Below are 15,425 nucleotides of genomic sequence, written 5' to 3' on the forward strand. Positions count from 1 at the left end.
CGTGAAGCCTAAGAAAGTCACATGGCCGCAGGCGCGGGCCTTTTCGGTCCATCTTCTCACCGCATCGGGTTCGTTCCTGGCCTTCCTGTCGCTGGTTGCGGCGAGTGAAGAGCGCTGGACGGCAATGTTCTGGTGGCTGGGGCTGGCCCTGTTCGTCGACGGCATCGACGGGCCGATCGCGCGCAAGCTCGAGGTCAAGGAAATCCTGCCGACATGGTCGGGCGAGTTGCTTGACAACATCATCGACTACGTCACCTACGTGCTGATCCCCGCCTTTGCGCTCTACCAGAGCGGCTTCATGGGCGAGGGGCTGTCGTTCCTGTCGGGGGCGATCATCGTGGTGTCGAGCGCCATCTACTATGCCGACACCGGCATGAAGACGAAGGAGAACTTCTTCAAGGGTTTTCCCGTCGTCTGGAACATGGTGGTGTTCACGCTGTTCGTCATCGAGCCGGGACAATGGGTGTCGTTCGCGGTGGTTGTCATCGCCGGCATACTGACGTTTGTGCCGATGAATTTCCTGCACCCGGTGCGGGTCGTCAGGCTGAGGAACATCAACCTGCCGGTGACGCTGATCTGGTGTGCGTTTGGCGGCGTTGCGTTGTGGCAGCACATGGATGCCAGCGAATGGGTCAAGATCGGCATCGCCATCAGCGGCCTCTACCTGTTCTTCATCGGCGGCGTGATGCAGTTCTTCCCCAATCTCGGCGGCAAGCCGGCAAGCGAGACAGAGAAAGACTGAAGACGTGCCCAAAGCCATACGCGTTCATGCCCACGGCGGCCCCGAAGCGCTGACTTACGAAGACGCCGACGTCGGCCGCCCGGGTCCCGGCCAGGCGCTTATCCGCCATACGGCCATCGGTCTCAACTTCATCGACGTCTATTTCCGCACTGGGCTCTACCCGGCGCCGGCCGGCATGCCGGTAACACCCGGCGGCGAGGCGGCCGGCGTGGTGCTGGAACTGGGCGAGGGCGTCGACTGGGTTTCCGTCGGCGACCGCGTTGCCTATTCCGTTCCGACAGGCGCCTATTGCGAGCAACGGGTGATTGCCGCTGACAAGCTGGTGAAGCTGCCTGACGGCATCAGCGATGAGCAGGCGGCGGCGATGATGCTGAAAGGTATGACCGCCGAGTATCTGCTGCTGCGCACCTTCAAGGTGAAGGCCGGCGATGTTGTTCTCTACCATGCCGCTGCCGGCGGCGTCGGACTGATCCTGGGGCAGTGGGCCAAGCATCTCGGGGCGACCGTCATCGGCACGGTGGGCTCGGACGACAAGGGCGAGCTCGCCAGGGCGCATGGCTTCGACCACGTCATCAACTATCGCAGTCAGGATTTCGTCGCCGAGGTGGCTGCCATCACCGGCGGCAGGAAATGCGACGTCGTCTACGATTCCGTCGGCAACGATACGTTTCCCGGTTCGCTCGACTGCCTTAGGCCGTTGGGAACCTTCGTCAGCTTCGGCCAGTCCTCTGGACCGATCCCGCCGTTCAGCATCTCGCTGCTGGCGCAGAAGGGCTCGCTGTTTGCCACCCGGCCGACGCTGTTTGTCTACAATGCGCGGCGCGAAGATATGGTAAAGTCGGCTGACGCATTGTTCGATGTGGTGCTGAACGGCGCCGTCGAAATCAGGATCAACCAGCGTTATGCGCTACGCGACGTGGCTCAGGCTCATGCCGATCTGGAAGGCCGCAAGACGACGGGGACGACCGTACTTATCCCTTGAGTTTTCGCTAGAATTCTTGAAGCTCTTTCAACTTCTGACATGCTTTGCGCCGGGAGCAGGACGCGCCTACCATGCTCCCGGGAACATAATAAAGAACTGACATGGGAGGCGTTGTGGACACAACCCCTTTAGCCAATGGTCGGAACCTGCTTGAGGTTCGCGGCCTGACGAAGATATTCGGCACTCTAAAGGCGTGCGACCAGGTCGACCTGACCATCGCGAAGGGCGAAATCCATGCCCTGCTTGGTGAAAACGGCGCCGGCAAATCGACGCTGGTGAAGATGCTGTTCGGCTCGCTGGAGCCCAATGCCGGCGAAATCAGCTGGAACGGCCAGCCCGTCAGGATCACCAGCCCGGGCGTTGCCAAGAAACTCGGCATCGGCATGGTTTTCCAGCATTTTTCGCTGTTCGAGGCGCTGACCGCGGCCGAAAATATCGCCCTTTCCCTGGCCGACGACACACCGATCGGCACCATTGCCGCCAAGGCGCGTGCACTCTCCTACAGCTACGGCCTGCCGCTCGATCCGGACTCGCTTGTCGGCGATCTTTCGGTGGGCGAACGCCAGCGCATCGAGATCATCCGCTGCCTGCTGCAGACGCCTGATCTGATCATTCTCGACGAGCCGACTTCGGTGCTGACGCCGCAGGAAGCCGACAAGCTGTTCGAGACGCTGGAGCGCCTGCGCTCCGAGGGCAAATCGATCCTCTACATCTCGCATCGCCTCGACGAAGTCCGCCGGCTCTGCGACAGCGCCACGATCATGCGACACGGCAAGGTTGTGGGGCACTGCAATCCCCGGCTCGAGACGCCATCCTCGCTGGCCCGCATGATGGTCGGCACCGAGGTCAAGAACGCCGAGCGCACCACGGCATCCGTGCGCGGCGAGGAACTGCTCAGCATCTGCGGCATGAGCCGCAAGCCGGCAGGGCCGTTCTCGATGCCGCTCAAGAACATCTGGCTGAGCGTCGCCGGCGGCGAAGTCATCGGCATTGCCGGTGTCGCCGGCAACGGCCAGGGCGAGCTGTTCGAGGCGATTTCGGGTGAGGCGCTGCAGGAAAGTGCCGACGCCGTCCGCATTCGCGGCAAGTCGGCCGGGCGCATGGGCATTTCGGCGCGCCGCCTGCTGGGCGCGGCCTTCGTGCCGGAAGAACGCCTGGGTCACGGTGCGGCCCCGCGCATGCGGCTGTCGGACAATCTCCTGCTGTCGCGCCACGCCACTGACGGCAAGGCCTTTGTCGGCACAGCCGGCATGGTCAAGTCGGGCGCGATCCAGAAGGCGGCGCAGCGCATCATCGAGGTGATGGACGTTCGCAAGAGCGCGCCCGATCCGGAAGCCGCAGCCCTTTCGGGTGGCAACTTGCAGAAGTTCATCATCGGCCGCGAGCTTGACCGCAACCCGGCCGTGATGGTGGTCAACCAGCCAACCTGGGGCGTCGACGCCGGTGCCGCCGCGCGTATCCGTCAGGCGCTGATCGAACTCGCCCGCAACGGCTCGGCGGTGCTGGTGATCAGCCAGGATCTCGACGAGCTGTTTGAAATCTCCGACTCGATCGCGGTCATGCACAATGGCGAACTGTCCAAGCCGATCCCGATCGCCGACGCCACGCTCGAACGCATCGGCCTGTTGATGGGCGGTGCCGAACCCGGTCACCTCGACCATGCGAAGGAGGTGGCATGATGCGTATCGAACTCGTCAAACGTCCCGAACGCTCCAAGCTTTTTGCGGCACTGTCGCCCTTCATCGCACTCGGGCTGACTCTGATCGCTGGCGCGATCATGTTCAGCGTGCTCGGCAAGAACCCGGTCGAAGCGCTCTATTATTACTTCATTGATCCGCTGCGCGAGGTCTGGTCGCTGCATGAGCTGGCGGTCAAGGCAGCGCCGCTGATCCTGATCGCGGTCGGCCTGTCGATCTGCTACCTCTCCAACAACTGGAACATCGGCGCCGAAGGCCAGTTCATTGTCGGCGCGATCGTCGGCTCGATCCTGCCGGTGATGTTCCCCGACTTCCAGTCGTGGATCGTGCTGCCGCTGATGCTGTTGATGGGCATTGCCGGAGGTGCCGCCTATGGCGCCATTCCAGCCTATCTCAAGGTGCGCTTCAACACCAACGAGATCCTGACCAGCCTGATGCTGGTCTATGTCGCGCAGCTGTTCCTTGACTGGATGGTGCGCGGTCCATGGCGCAACCCGGCAGGCATGAACTTCCCGGAGACGCGTACCTTCAGCCCGAGTGCTGTGCTGCCCGAAATCTGGTCGGCTTCGGGCCGCGCCAACTGGGGCTTTGTCTTCGCCATCGTCGCGGCGGTTGCGCTCTGGTTCATGCTGTCGCGTACCTTGAAAGGTTTTGAGGTGCTGGTGCTGGGGCAGAGCCCGCGAGCAGGGCGCTTTGCCGGCTTCTCGCAGTCGCGCATGGTGTTCTTCGCCTTTCTGGTGTCGGGCGGCCTTGCCGGTCTTGCCGGCATTTCGGAAGTCTCAGGTGCAATCGGCCAGCTGAGGCCGACGATTTCGCCCGGCTACGGCTTTGCCGCGATCATCGTTGCTTTCCTCGGACGCCTGAACCCGCTCGGCATCATCGCTGCGGGCCTGGTGCTGGCGCTGTCTTATCTCGGCGGCGAAGCGGCGCAGATCTCGATCGGCGTCTCGGACAAGGTGGTGCGCGCCTTCCAGGGCATGCTGCTGTTCTTCGTGCTCGCTTGCGACACGCTCATTCTTTACCGCATCCGCTTTGTTGGCGCCTCCGCTGCAAAGACCGTGGAGGCCACGCAAAATGTTTGAAGATATCCTGATAACGATTGCGACGGCGGCAACTCCGCTGTTGATCGCGGCCGTCGGCGAAGTGGTGGTCGAGCGCTCTGGCGTGCTCAATCTCGGCGTCGAAGGCATGATGGTGATGGGCGCAGTGACCGGCTTCGGCGTTGCGCTGACGACCGGCTCGCCTTGGCTCGGCGTTGTTGCCGCGATCATCGTCGGCGCGCTGTTTTCGCTGCTGTTCGGCTTCCTGACACTGACGCTGGTGACCAACCAGGTGGCGACGGGCCTTGCGCTGACGCTGCTCGGCCTCGGCCTTGCCGGCATGCTGGGCGAGAGCTTCGTCGGCCTGCCCGGCGTCAAGATGAGCTACCTCTACATCCCGGGCCTCAGCGACCTGCCCGTGGTGGGCAAGCTCTTGTTTGGCCAGGACCCGCTGTTCTACGTCTCGATCGCGCTGACCGCAGGCGTGGCCTACTTCCTGTTTCGCACCCGCGCTGGCCTTACCTTGCGCTCGATCGGCGACAACCACACCTCGGCGCATGCGCTCGGCATCAAGGTCATCGCCATCCGTTACATGGCGGTGATGTTCGGCGGCGCCTGTGCCGGTCTCGCCGGCGCCTATTTGTCGCTGGTCTACACGCCGCAGTGGAACGAGAACATGACGGCCGGGCGCGGCTGGATCGCGCTGGCGCTCGTCGTCTTCGCATCCTGGCGGCCGTGGCGGGTGCTTGCGGGCGCCTATCTTTTCGGGGCGGTTTCGATCGGTCAGCTGCATGCCCAGGCTCTGGGCATCGGTGTGCCATCGCAGCTGCTTTCTTCGCTACCCTATCTGGCGACCGTCGTTGTCCTTGTGCTGATTTCGCGCAACAGGCGACTGACGATGGTGAACACTCCGGCTTCATTGGGGCGGCCGTTTGTGCCAGATCGCTAAGGACATGATTTCGACTCGAACCAACATCGTGGTTTGAAGTAAAGATCATGTCTGTGGGACTATAAATGGATGGGATAGTGCCCCGGGCAACCACTAGAGGAACAAAAGTATGAAGAAGACAATTATGTCGTTGGCAGCGGCTGCCGCCGTCATGTCGTTCGGCACCGTGGCTGCCGAGGCCAAGGTCAAGGCGTGCTGGATCTATGTCGGCCCGATCGGTGACTTCGGTTACTCTTACCAGCACCACCAGGGCCTGCTGGAAGCCAAGGCGAAGTTCGGCGACGAGCTCGAGACTGCCTATCTCGAAAGCGTGCCGGAAGGTGCCGATGCCGAGCGTGCCATCGAGCGTTTCGCGCGTTCGGGCTGCAACATCATCTTCGCGACGTCCTTCGGCTACATGGATCCGCTCAACAAGGTCGCTGGCAAGTTCCCGGACGTGAAGTTCGAGCACGCCACTGGCTACAAGCGCGAGCATCCGAACGTCGCGACCTTCAACTCGAAGTTCCATGAAGGCCGCTACATCCAGGGCGTGATCGCCGCCAAGGAATCCAAGACCGGCGTTGCCGGCTACATCGCCTCCTTCCCGATTCCGGAAGTGGTGATGGGCATCAACTCGTTCATGCTCGGTGCGCAGTCGGTCAACCCTGACTTCAAGGTCAAGGTGGTGTGGGCCAACACCTGGTTCGACGCCGGCAAGGAAGCCGACGCTGCCAAGGCGCTGATCGACCAGGGCGTCGACATCATCACCCAGCACACTGACTCGACCGCGCCGATGCAGGTTGCGACCGAGCGCGGCATCAAGGCGTTCGGCCAGGCTTCGGACATGATCAAGTTCGGCCCGACCACGCAGCTGACCTCGATCGTCGACGACTGGGGTCCGTACTACATCGAGCGCATCAAGGAAGTCATCGACGGCACCTGGAAGCAGAGCGACGTCTGGGGCGGCATGAAGGAAGGCCACGTCGTCATGGCGGGCTACGCCAACATGTCGGACGAGACCAAGAAGCTGGCCGAGGAAACCGAAGCCAAGATCAAGTCGGGCGCCTTCAACCCGTTCACCGGTCCCGTCACCAAGCAGGACGGCACGGAATGGCTGAAGGCCGGCGAAGTGGCCCAGGATTCGGTGCTGCTCGGCCTGAACTTCTATGTCAAGGGCGTGGACGACAAGCTGCCGCAGTAAGCGGATCGATATCGGCCGCGGGACATCTCGCGGCTCAAGGAAAGCCCCCGGTCATGCCGGGGGTTTTTCGTTTCAGGCGCCGCATGCCGCTGGCGCCTAGTCCGAATGGACCTGTATGCCTGATGCCTGAGGGACATTTTGGGCCGATTGCAGCCAGCACCGGGACGACCAATGAAGACGCGCGAATACATCTGCAGCTCGCACACGATCAGCGGCGTCATACCCGGCAGCCCCGTTGCCTCGCGCCATGGTTTTGCCGAGCGTGTCGAAGCCTGTGCGGAGGCCGGCTACACCGGCATGTGCCTGCATTTCCGCGACTATGCCGAGCAGCGGGCACGCGGGTTTGGCGACGGCGAGCTGCGCGCCATTCTCGATGCTCATGGCATGAAGCATGTGTCGGTCGAGTTCCTGACGGACTGGTTCATGGATGGCGAGGCGGGGCTCATCTCGCGCCGCAACGAGGAGACGGCGTTTCGGGCGGCCGCCGCCTTCGGCGCAACGGTGGTCAACGTCGGGCCCGATCTTGGCGAGCGCAGCGTTCCGCTCGAGACGATGCAGCTGAAGTTCCGCGAGCTCTGCGGCAGGGCGGCCGAACACGGACTTACGATCGCGCTGGAGCTGGTGGCCTGGGGCAATGTGCGGGATGTGGACACGGCACTGGCGATCATGGGCGATATTCCCAATGCCGGGCTGGTGATCGATTCGTGGCACGTCTTCCGTGCCGATGTGCCGCTGGCCGATCTCAGGCGGATACCTGCCGACAAGATCCTGTGCGTGCAGGTGAACGACGCCGATAAAGTACCCACCGGTCAGCGCTCGACGGAGACCATGAACCGCAGGCTGTGCGGGCAGGGCGGTTTCGACCTTGCAGGTTTCGCCGCAACGCTTGATGCATTGGGCGTCTCCGTGCCTCTCAGCGTCGAGGTGATCTCGCCAGATCTCGCGGCTCTTGATCTGAATGAAGCGGCGAAAACGTCGTTCGACACGGCACGTGCCTGCTTCTCCTGACCATGCTGTCGCCGCGGAATCTGGTGATCGATGGTGGCGGCGATGTTGCCGTAGACCGACCGAATCCAGGCCTCGCAGCGGGCAGTCAAATGCTGCGTTTGCCTGCAATTGCCGTTAGTCCGTTCGAACGATGTTGCGGCTGCTGATGGCACGCATAAGCTGACCTCAAAATACGCCTCCCTCGTCGGTGTTCCGGGCTTGCCCGCGGTGCAGGCAAGGCAGGCTCATAAGTGAAGTCAGGGAGGCGAGCTTATGCTCAGCGAAATACTGATCATCGTGATACGCGGGATCGCCATCGGGTCGATCTTCGCCACCATCGCGATGAGCTTCAATATCGTCCACGGCGCGACGAACATCTTCAACTTCGCCCAGGGCAACATGTTCATCCTCGGCGGTTTCGCCGCCTATTTCCTGGCCAATCAGGTCGGGCTCGGCCAGTGGAGCCTGATGCTGCTGCTGACTGGCCTGGGCATTGCCGCAATCGTCGCCTTCCAGGGCTACATCACGCTTCTGCCGCTGCGCTCGTCCGTTGAGCAGGACAGCTGGCTGATCTCGACGGTGTCGGTCTCGGTGATCGTGGCGGCACTTTTGATGATCACGCAGGGGCCGTTCGCCTATTCGGTGCAAAGCATCGTGCCGAGCTTCCGTATTCTTGGGACGCGCACGCCGGGCGCCTATGCTCTGGCGATCATCGCGATGTTCTTCTGGTTCTTTGCGCTGCGCTACTTCCTGCGCCGGACCTTCATCGGCCTTGCCATCAGCGCGCTGTCGCAGGATTTCGACGCCGCGCGCGCAGCAGGCCTGCCGGTGCGCCGGCTTCAGCTCATCTCATTTGCGATCAGCGGCCTGATGGTCGGAACCGTCGGCTTCCTGGTGGCGCCGGTCATCTCGGTCAGCCCTGATGCCGGCCTGAAATACGTGCTCAACGGCTTCGTCGCTGCCGTGGTCGGCGGCATCGGCTCCAACGCTGGCACGCTGATCGGCGGGCCGCTGGTGGGCGTAGTGGCCATGCTGACCGCCTACAAGGTCGGCGGCGCGTACCAGGACCTGGCGTCGCTGCTGGTGCTGGTGCTGATCCTGATGTTCCGGCCGCAGGGCCTGTTCGGGCGCGTCGGCGCAAGGCGGGTGTGACCATGCAGGCGACCGCAAACGTACAAACCGGACCTGTTTCCATGGCTCAAACCAAGCCGAAAGGCCGCTTCAACTCCGACCTGACGCAGGTCTGGATCGGTGTGGCGCTGATCGCGATCACCGGCTTCGGTCCTGTGATTGCCGGCAACTCCTACTGGATCCACACCTTCCAGCTGGTGAACATCTACATCGCCGCCGCCATCTTCCAGAACATGCTGTTCGTCGATGCCGGCCAGAAGTCGTTCGGCCAGGGCGCCATCCTCGGGCTTGCCGCCTATGTCGCGGCGATCCTTTACGGCCTGCATGAATGGTCGTTTGCCGCGGCTTCGATGGGCGGCATCGTTGCTGCCATGCTCGGTGGCCTGCTGTTTGCCTTGCCAGCGCTGCGTGTCCAAGGCTTCCATCTCGGCTTCGTTACCATGAGCGCGGCGATCGTTTTCCCGCAGCTGCTTGTGACGCTCGACAAATGGACCAACGGCATCAACGGCATCAGCGTCACCGTTCCGGCGCTGACCAATCCGATCGTGGGCAGCATGTCGCCGCTAGCCATCGCGGTCGCCGTGTTCCCGATGATCGCGCTGTTCGTCCATTATGGCATCCGCCGCTCGAAGCTCGGCCGCAGCATGTTCGTGGCAGCACTTAGCCCGGAAGCGGCGCGTTCCCTCGGCATCAAGCCGGGCGTGATGCGTTTCCTTGCCTTCATCGTCGCGTCGATCGGCACCGGCATCTGCGGTATCCTCTATCTGCCGACGGTGGCCTTCGTCAGCCCGCAGGGCTTCAACATCGAGCTGTCCTTCGTCTTCTTCTTCGCGGTGGTCGTCGGCGGTCGTGGGCAGATGCTCGGCCCCATCATCGGCATCTGGATCGTATACATCCTGCCGAACATCCTGCTGGCCGGTTTCGTCGAATACCGCCTCTTGATGTATGGCTGCCTGACGCTTCTCGCCGTGATGGCTTTCCCCGATGGCATCGTCGGCTCTGTCGAGCGCCTGCGCGCCAAGCGCAAGCAATCAGGTGGTGGTGAGCAGGCCTTCCGCATCGACGGTTTTCTGGCCGACCTGCAGGCCGGCAAGACGCTGCGCGAGCCGAGCGAGGAGATCGCTGTCGAGGTGCGCAACGGCACCAAGAAGTTCGGCGAAGTGGTGGCCGTCAGTGCCGTCGACCTCAAGGTCCGCAAGGGCGAGGTGCACGGCCTGATCGGCGCCAACGGCTCGGGCAAGACCAGCCTGCTCAACGTGCTGAGCGGCCTGTCGCGCCTGAACACCGGCTCGTTCATGATCAACGGCATCGATGCCACCAACATGGCCGCCGACCGCATCGCCAATATGAGCCTCGGCCGCACCTTCCAGGCGCCGCGGATCTTCACCCAGCTGTCCCTGTGGGACAATCTGAAGATCGGCATGGACGCCCGCGTCGGACCGGCCAGTGCCGATGTCACCGCACTCGCCAAGGCGATGGAGGAAAGCTTCGGCCAGGACAGCGCCAACCTTCTCTCGCATGGCCAGCGCCGTCTGGTCGAAGTGATGCGCACGGTGCTGAAGGAAGCGACAATCGTGTTGTTCGACGAACCGGCCGCCGGCCTGTCGCAGGGCGAGCGCACCAACTTCGCCAATCTCGTCAAGTTCCTGAGCCGCCAGATGGGCAAGACCGTCATCCTCGTCGAGCACGATCTCGACCTGGTGTGGGGCATTGCCGACACCATCACGGTGTTGGAGCAGGGCCGGGTGGTTTCTTCAGGCAAGCCGGACGTGGTCGCCAAGGACCCGGCGGTGCAGCATATGTTCGTGGGGTCGCGCCATGCTTGAGGTCAAGAATCTGGTTGCAGGCTATGGCACCATCCCGGTGCTGCGCGATGTGTCGCTGACCGCCAAGGCGGGCGAGATCCTGCTCATCGGCGGCGAGAATGGCGCCGGCAAATCGACGCTGATGCGGGCGATCGCCGGCTTCAACAAGCCCGACAGCGGCCATATCCTGCTCGACGGCAAGCCGATCGGCGGGCAGGCCCCTGAAAAGATCGCGCAGTCGGGCCTGCGCCTGGTGCTCGACGGGCACCGGGTGTTTCCCGAGCTTAGTGTGTTCGACAACCTGCGCATGGGGGCCGCCGCCCGTCGCGGCGATCGTGCCGGCTTCAACAACGCGGTCGAAGAGATCTATTCGGTCTTCCCGATCCTGAAGGAGAAGCAGAAGCTCTACGCCCGCGATCTGTCGGGCGGCCAGCAGCAGATGCTGGCGCTGGGCCAGGCCTTCATTGCCCAGCCCAAGGTGCTTCTCTGCGACGAGCCATCGATGGGTCTCGCCCAGGCGCTGTTGCCGCCGATCCTCGCCTTCCTGCGCCGCTGGGCGCAGACGGGCACGGCTGTGGTCATCGTCGAGCAGCATCTGGCGGTTACCGCACCCTATGCCGACCGTGCGATGATCATCGAGCGCGGGCAGGTGAAGTTCTCCTGCCTCGCCTCCGAACTGGACGAGAAGCTGAACGCTCCGGCTGACGCGGCGGAGTAAGAGCTGATGAATGACGAGGGCGCGATCAGGGACGAGGTCTCGGGCGCGAATGCCGGAGACCCTGAAAACGGGCCGCGCCCCTACGTCAGCTTCCGGGGCAAGGTCGAGCCGCACTGGCTCGACGTCAACCGGCACATGAACGTGTCCTGGTACGACCATGTTTTCGACATCGCCGAAAGCGACCTGTTCGAGGTCTTCGGCATCCATGACGACTACATCAGGCGCACCAGCTACAGCTTCTTCCGGCTGGAAAAGAGCGTTCGCTACGAACGCGAGCTGATGCCGGAAGCAAAGCTCGAGGCGCGCAGCATCGTGCTGTGGACCGACCTCAAGCGCGTCCACCATTTCCACGAACTGTGGAACGTCGACCAGAATTACCGCGCGGCGACGGTGGAAGGCTTGTCGATCCATGTCGACCTCAGGCTGCGCAAGGCAGCCAGGATTGTCGAGGCGGCGGTTGCCGATCCGTTGACGCGACTTGCCCAGGAGCACGCGCGGCTGTCATGGCCGAAGGGTGTGGCACGGCGAGACTTCAGGGCAAGGACGTGACGTTCAGCGACCTCGAATTCGACTATGTCGTCGTCGGCGCGGGCGCTGCCGGCTGCGTGCTTGCCGCACGTCTGTCCGAGAACCCCAATGTGCGCGTCGCTGTCATCGAGGCCGGCGGGCCGGATAAGGGCATGCTGCTCCGCATTCCCGGCGCCAATGTCGTGACCGGCACGCATCCGGCCTACAACTGGAGCTACGAAAGCGAGCCGGTGGAAGCGTTTGGCGGCCGCAAGCTCTATTGGGCGCAAGGCAAGATCGTCGGTGGGTCGAGCTCGATCAACGGCATGATGTACATGCGCGGCCACCGTCGGGACTACGACAACTGGAAGGCGCTGGGCAACGACGGCTGGGGCTATGACGACGTCCTGCCCTATTTCAAGAAATCCGAGACCAATGAGCGCGGCGCCAGCGACATTCATGGCGGCAGCGGGCCGATGCAGGTGTCGAAGGGACAAGGCACGGCGCCTGTCTGCGACATGTTCCTCGATGCGGCGGCGGGGGAAGGCCTGCCGCTTACCGACGACCTCAACAAGGATGCGCCTGAGGCGTTCGGCCATGTCGACCTGACAATCGGAAAAGGCAAGCGCTCGAGCACCGCTGCGGCTTTCCTGCATCCGGCGCTGAAGCGGCCGAACCTGACGCTGATCGTCAACGCGCCGGTCAAGCGGGTGGTGATCGAGGCGGGGATCGCGACTGGAGTGGTGTTTGCCCATGAGGGCCGGCCTTGCGTAGCGCGGGCGGTCAAGGAAGTGATCCTCAGCGGTGGCGCGGTCAACTCGCCGCAACTGCTGATGCTGTCGGGCGTCGGCGACGCGGCCAGCTTGCAGCGCCTTGGCATCAAGGTAGCTGCCGACCGCTACGAGGTTGGCCGGAACTTGCAGAACCACCCGATGTACCGGCTGATGTACACGACGACCAAGCCGGTCAGCGCCTACAGCCACGTCAAACCGTGGGGTGCGTTGAAGGCAGGGGCACAGTATGTGCTGCAGCGTCGCGGGGTGCTGAGCCGCGGGCTCTTTCCGACATCAGGCTACTTCCATGCCATCGAGGGCGATCCCAGCAGCGAAATCCAGGTCTGCATGGCGCCGGCGACGGTGATCCGCCGTGGTCCGGGTGTGCTCGGCATCCTGCCGAGGGAACACGGTTTTACGCTGCTGCTCAACCACGGTTCGCCTTACAGCCGCGGGCAGGTGACGTTGAAGTCGGCCGATCCGATGGCGCATGCCGCGATCTCGCCGAACTATTTCGCCGATCCGCGCGATCTCCATATCCTGGTGGAAGGTGCCGACCGGACCCGCGCCATCGTCAACCAGCCGGCGCTGCGCGGCGTGCTCGACAAGGAACTGTTGCCGGCGCGGCCGATCCGTTCGCTCGACGATATAGCCGAGGACATACTGGCGACGGCAGTGACGCACTACCATGCCGCCGGCACGTGCCGGATGGGCGCGGACGCCGACTCCGTTGTCGATCCGCAGTTGCGGGTGCGTGGCGTCGAAAGGCTGCGCGTGGCGGATGCGTCGATCATGCCCGTGCTGGTCAACGGCAACACTTACGCGGCCACTGTAATGATCGCGGAGAAGGCTGCGGACATGATCAAGGCGGCTTCCTAAGCCGTTTGCCGGCGAAATACCTTAGTTAGCGAACGAAGATGATGGAGTAGACGAGATGGAAAAGCGCGTTCTCGGCCGCACGGGCCTTGAGGTTTCGGTGGTCGGTCTCGGCTGCAACAATTTCGGCGGCATGATCAAAGCGCTCGACACCGAGGGTGCCCGCAAGGTGGTGCATGCGGCGCTCGATGCCGGCATCACGCTGCTCGATACTTCGGATTCCTATGGCGTCAATGGCGGATCGGAGATCACGCTGGGCGAGGTGCTCGGCGACCGCCGCAAGGATGTAGTGCTTGCGACCAAGTTTGCCTCGCCGCTCAACCGCGAGAAGAGCAGCCGCTACAACGGCTCGCGCGGCTACATCATGAATGCCGTCGAAGACAGCCTGCGCCGGCTCAGGACCGACTACATCGACCTCTACCAGTACCATTTCCCCGATCCGCAGACGCCGGTCGAGGAGACGCTGAGGGCGCTCGACGATCTCTTGAAGCAGGGCAAGGTGCGCTATCTCGGCTGCTCGAACCTGCCGGCCTGGATGCTGGTCGATGCCAGCTGGACGTCGCGCCATCACAATCTGCACAGCCTGCAGTCCACCCAGGCCGAATACAATCTCATCTCGCGCACGGCCGAGACCGAACTGTTCCCGGCGATGCGCCGCACCGGCATGACGCTGTTGCCCTATTTCCCGCTGGCGAGCGGCCTTTTGACCGGCAAGTACCGCAAGGGCCAGGCGCTGCCCGAGGACACGCGCATGAACATGGCCTATTTCAAGTCCGGCCTGACCGAGACCAATCTCGACAAGGTCGAAAAGCTGATCGCCTTCAGCGAGGCACGCGGACGCACCATCCTGGAACTGGCGTTCTCCTGGCTGGCCTGCCAGCCGATCGTGTCCAGCGTGATTGCGGGTGCCACCCGTCCCGAGCAGGTGGTGGCCAATGCGGCAGCGGCCTCGTGGAAACTGACGGCAGTCGAGCTCGCCGAGATCGACACGATCTGCCAATGATCGTGCGGCAGGTGATTGTGCGGCGCACAAAGTTGGTCGCGCGTTAGTCCCTTTGGACGATTGCACCCGTTGGCGGGGAACGTAGTTTCCCTTGAGCTACCAAGTTGAATTGTCAGCGGAAACCCTTGATATGAGCGATCTGGTTGAGCCGCGCACGGCAGGCATCGCCTATGAGACCACCGAGCCGGTTCTCTACGAAACCGATGGGCCGATCGCCTGGGTGACGATGAATCGCCCGACGTTCAACAACGCCCAGAACTCGCAGATGACCTATGCACTCGACGACGCCTTCAAGCGCGCCGTCGACGACGATGCGGTGAAGGTCATCATCCTGCGCGGCGCTGGCAAGCATTTTTCCGCCGGTCACGACATCGGCACGCCGGGCCGCGATGTCAACAAGACCTTCGACCGCCGCCTGATGTGGTCCGACCACACCAACAAACCGGCGGCCGAAATGCTCTACACCCGGGAGCACGAGGTCTATCTCGGCATGTGCCGGCGCTGGCGCGACATCCCCAAGCCGACGATCGCACTGGTGCAGGGCGCCTGCGTTGCTGGCGGGCTGATGCTTGCCTGGGTCTGTGACTTCATCGTCGCCACCGACGACGCCTTCTTCCAGGATCCGGTGGTGCGCATGGGTATTCCCGGCGTCGAATATTTCGCGCATGCCTTCGAACTGCCGCCGCGCGTCGCCAAGGAATTTTTGATGATGGGCGAGCGCATGCCGGCGGCACGCGCCGAACAGTTCGGCATGGTCAACAAGGTGGTGACCCGTGACGAACTGGAAGGTGCCGGCCGGGCCATGGCCGAAAAACTGGCGCAGTATCCGCGCCTCGGCCTGTGGCTGTCCAAACAAGCGATCAACCATGTCGAGGATTTGCGCGGCAAGCGCACCGCCATGGATGCGCACTACCACATGCATCATTTCGCCCATGCCCAGAACGACCTGACCACCGGCAATACGCTGGGCGGGCAGGACGCCAGGAGCATGGCCGCGGCCAACAAGAAGCAGGCCGGCGAGGCCTGAGCCCGCCG

The 15,425-nt window shown here is 63.2% G+C and carries 14 protein-coding genes; all 14 read left to right on the top strand.

All coding sequences use genetic code 11. The features are described from left to right. Nucleotide 1: 1 nt before the first annotated feature. The 14 genes from pcsA (at nucleotide 2) to ACSQ3E_RS11785 (ending at nucleotide 15,417) form a co-directional block, all read left to right on the top strand. Entirely contained in the window at nucleotides 2-742 is a 741-nt protein-coding gene (pcsA, locus tag ACSQ3E_RS11720; protein ID WP_436122818.1) for a phosphatidylcholine synthase, read from the top strand. Nucleotides 743-746: 4 nt separating this feature from the next. Next, nucleotides 747-1,724: a quinone oxidoreductase family protein gene (locus ACSQ3E_RS11725; RefSeq protein ID WP_436122819.1), complete on the top strand. Its 978-nt coding sequence runs from the start codon at nucleotides 747-749 to the stop codon at nucleotides 1,722-1,724. Nucleotides 1,725-1,825: 101 nt separating this feature from the next. Beyond that, nucleotides 1,826-3,403, top strand: coding sequence for an ABC transporter ATP-binding protein (locus tag ACSQ3E_RS11730; protein WP_436122820.1), 1,578 nt, complete (start codon nucleotides 1,826-1,828; stop codon nucleotides 3,401-3,403). Next, the gene (locus ACSQ3E_RS11735) at nucleotides 3,403-4,503 is read left to right on the top strand and encodes an ABC transporter permease (protein WP_310319145.1); all 1,101 of its coding nucleotides are present in this window, start codon (nucleotides 3,403-3,405) and stop codon (nucleotides 4,501-4,503) included. The genes ACSQ3E_RS11730 and ACSQ3E_RS11735 overlap by 1 nt, the downstream gene beginning before the upstream one ends. After that, entirely contained in the window at nucleotides 4,496-5,410 is a 915-nt protein-coding gene (locus ACSQ3E_RS11740) for an ABC transporter permease (protein WP_436122821.1), read from the top strand. The genes ACSQ3E_RS11735 and ACSQ3E_RS11740 overlap by 8 nt, the downstream gene beginning before the upstream one ends. 109 nt (nucleotides 5,411-5,519) lie before the next feature. Continuing rightward, the gene (locus ACSQ3E_RS11745) at nucleotides 5,520-6,590 is read left to right on the top strand and encodes a BMP family ABC transporter substrate-binding protein (protein WP_436122822.1); all 1,071 of its coding nucleotides are present in this window, start codon (nucleotides 5,520-5,522) and stop codon (nucleotides 6,588-6,590) included. Between the two features lie 171 nt (nucleotides 6,591-6,761). Continuing rightward, the gene (locus ACSQ3E_RS11750; protein WP_310318718.1) at nucleotides 6,762-7,598 is read left to right on the top strand and encodes a sugar phosphate isomerase/epimerase family protein; all 837 of its coding nucleotides are present in this window, start codon (nucleotides 6,762-6,764) and stop codon (nucleotides 7,596-7,598) included. 252 nt (nucleotides 7,599-7,850) lie between these two features. Next, the gene (locus tag ACSQ3E_RS11755; protein WP_310318721.1) at nucleotides 7,851-8,729 is read left to right on the top strand and encodes a branched-chain amino acid ABC transporter permease; all 879 of its coding nucleotides are present in this window, start codon (nucleotides 7,851-7,853) and stop codon (nucleotides 8,727-8,729) included. Nucleotides 8,730-8,770: 41 nt separating this feature from the next. Beyond that, a complete protein-coding gene (locus ACSQ3E_RS11760) occupies nucleotides 8,771-10,534 on the top strand; it encodes a branched-chain amino acid ABC transporter ATP-binding protein/permease (protein WP_436122823.1) in 1,764 nt (587 codons plus the stop codon). Then, nucleotides 10,527-11,231, top strand: a complete 705-nt coding sequence (locus ACSQ3E_RS11765) for an ABC transporter ATP-binding protein (protein WP_436122824.1) — start codon at nucleotides 10,527-10,529, stop codon at nucleotides 11,229-11,231. Before ACSQ3E_RS11760 ends, ACSQ3E_RS11765 begins: the two co-directional genes overlap by 8 nt. Before the next feature lie 6 nt (nucleotides 11,232-11,237). Continuing rightward, complete coding sequence (locus ACSQ3E_RS11770; protein WP_436122825.1) at nucleotides 11,238-11,780, top strand: thioesterase family protein; 543 nt, start codon at nucleotides 11,238-11,240, stop codon at nucleotides 11,778-11,780. After that, complete coding sequence (locus ACSQ3E_RS11775; protein ID WP_436122826.1) at nucleotides 11,735-13,390, top strand: GMC family oxidoreductase; 1,656 nt, start codon at nucleotides 11,735-11,737, stop codon at nucleotides 13,388-13,390. The genes ACSQ3E_RS11770 and ACSQ3E_RS11775 overlap by 46 nt, the downstream gene beginning before the upstream one ends. A gap of 55 nt (nucleotides 13,391-13,445) precedes the next feature. Beyond that, nucleotides 13,446-14,390, top strand: coding sequence for an aldo/keto reductase (locus tag ACSQ3E_RS11780; protein WP_436122827.1), 945 nt, complete (start codon nucleotides 13,446-13,448; stop codon nucleotides 14,388-14,390). Nucleotides 14,391-14,520: 130 nt separating this feature from the next. Then, nucleotides 14,521-15,417 carry an enoyl-CoA hydratase gene (locus tag ACSQ3E_RS11785; RefSeq protein WP_436122828.1) on the top strand — a complete coding sequence of 299 codons (897 nt, stop codon included), beginning with the start codon at nucleotides 14,521-14,523 and terminating at the stop codon, nucleotides 15,415-15,417. The last annotated feature ends 8 nt before the right edge of the window (nucleotides 15,418-15,425 follow it).

The sequence above is a fragment of the Aminobacter sp. LjRoot7 genome (assembly GCF_964252895.1).
Lineage (GTDB): Bacteria > Pseudomonadota > Alphaproteobacteria > Rhizobiales > Rhizobiaceae > Aminobacter > Aminobacter aminovorans_B.

Bases quoted from the DNA above. Each gene is read 5' to 3' on its own strand.
- ACSQ3E_RS11785 (WP_436122828.1), top strand. From the start codon at position 14,521: ATGAGCGATCTGGTTGAGCCGCGCACGGCAGGCATCGCCTATGAGACC.
- ACSQ3E_RS11740 (WP_436122821.1), top strand. From the start codon at position 4,496: ATGTTTGAAGATATCCTGATAACGATTGCGACGGCGGCAACTCCGCTG.
- ACSQ3E_RS11760 (WP_436122823.1), top strand. From the start codon at position 8,771: ATGGCTCAAACCAAGCCGAAAGGCCGCTTCAACTCCGACCTGACGCAG.
- ACSQ3E_RS11780 (WP_436122827.1), top strand. From the start codon at position 13,446: ATGGAAAAGCGCGTTCTCGGCCGCACGGGCCTTGAGGTTTCGGTGGTC.
- ACSQ3E_RS11765 (WP_436122824.1), top strand. From the start codon at position 10,527: ATGCTTGAGGTCAAGAATCTGGTTGCAGGCTATGGCACCATCCCGGTG.
- ACSQ3E_RS11745 (WP_436122822.1), top strand. From the start codon at position 5,520: ATGAAGAAGACAATTATGTCGTTGGCAGCGGCTGCCGCCGTCATGTCG.
- ACSQ3E_RS11735 (WP_310319145.1), top strand. From the start codon at position 3,403: ATGCGTATCGAACTCGTCAAACGTCCCGAACGCTCCAAGCTTTTTGCG.
- ACSQ3E_RS11775 (WP_436122826.1), top strand. From the start codon at position 11,735: ATGGCCGAAGGGTGTGGCACGGCGAGACTTCAGGGCAAGGACGTGACG.
- ACSQ3E_RS11755 (WP_310318721.1), top strand. From the start codon at position 7,851: ATGCTCAGCGAAATACTGATCATCGTGATACGCGGGATCGCCATCGGG.
- ACSQ3E_RS11730 (WP_436122820.1), top strand. From the start codon at position 1,826: ATGGGAGGCGTTGTGGACACAACCCCTTTAGCCAATGGTCGGAACCTG.
- ACSQ3E_RS11770 (WP_436122825.1), top strand. From the start codon at position 11,238: ATGAATGACGAGGGCGCGATCAGGGACGAGGTCTCGGGCGCGAATGCC.
- ACSQ3E_RS11750 (WP_310318718.1), top strand. From the start codon at position 6,762: ATGAAGACGCGCGAATACATCTGCAGCTCGCACACGATCAGCGGCGTC.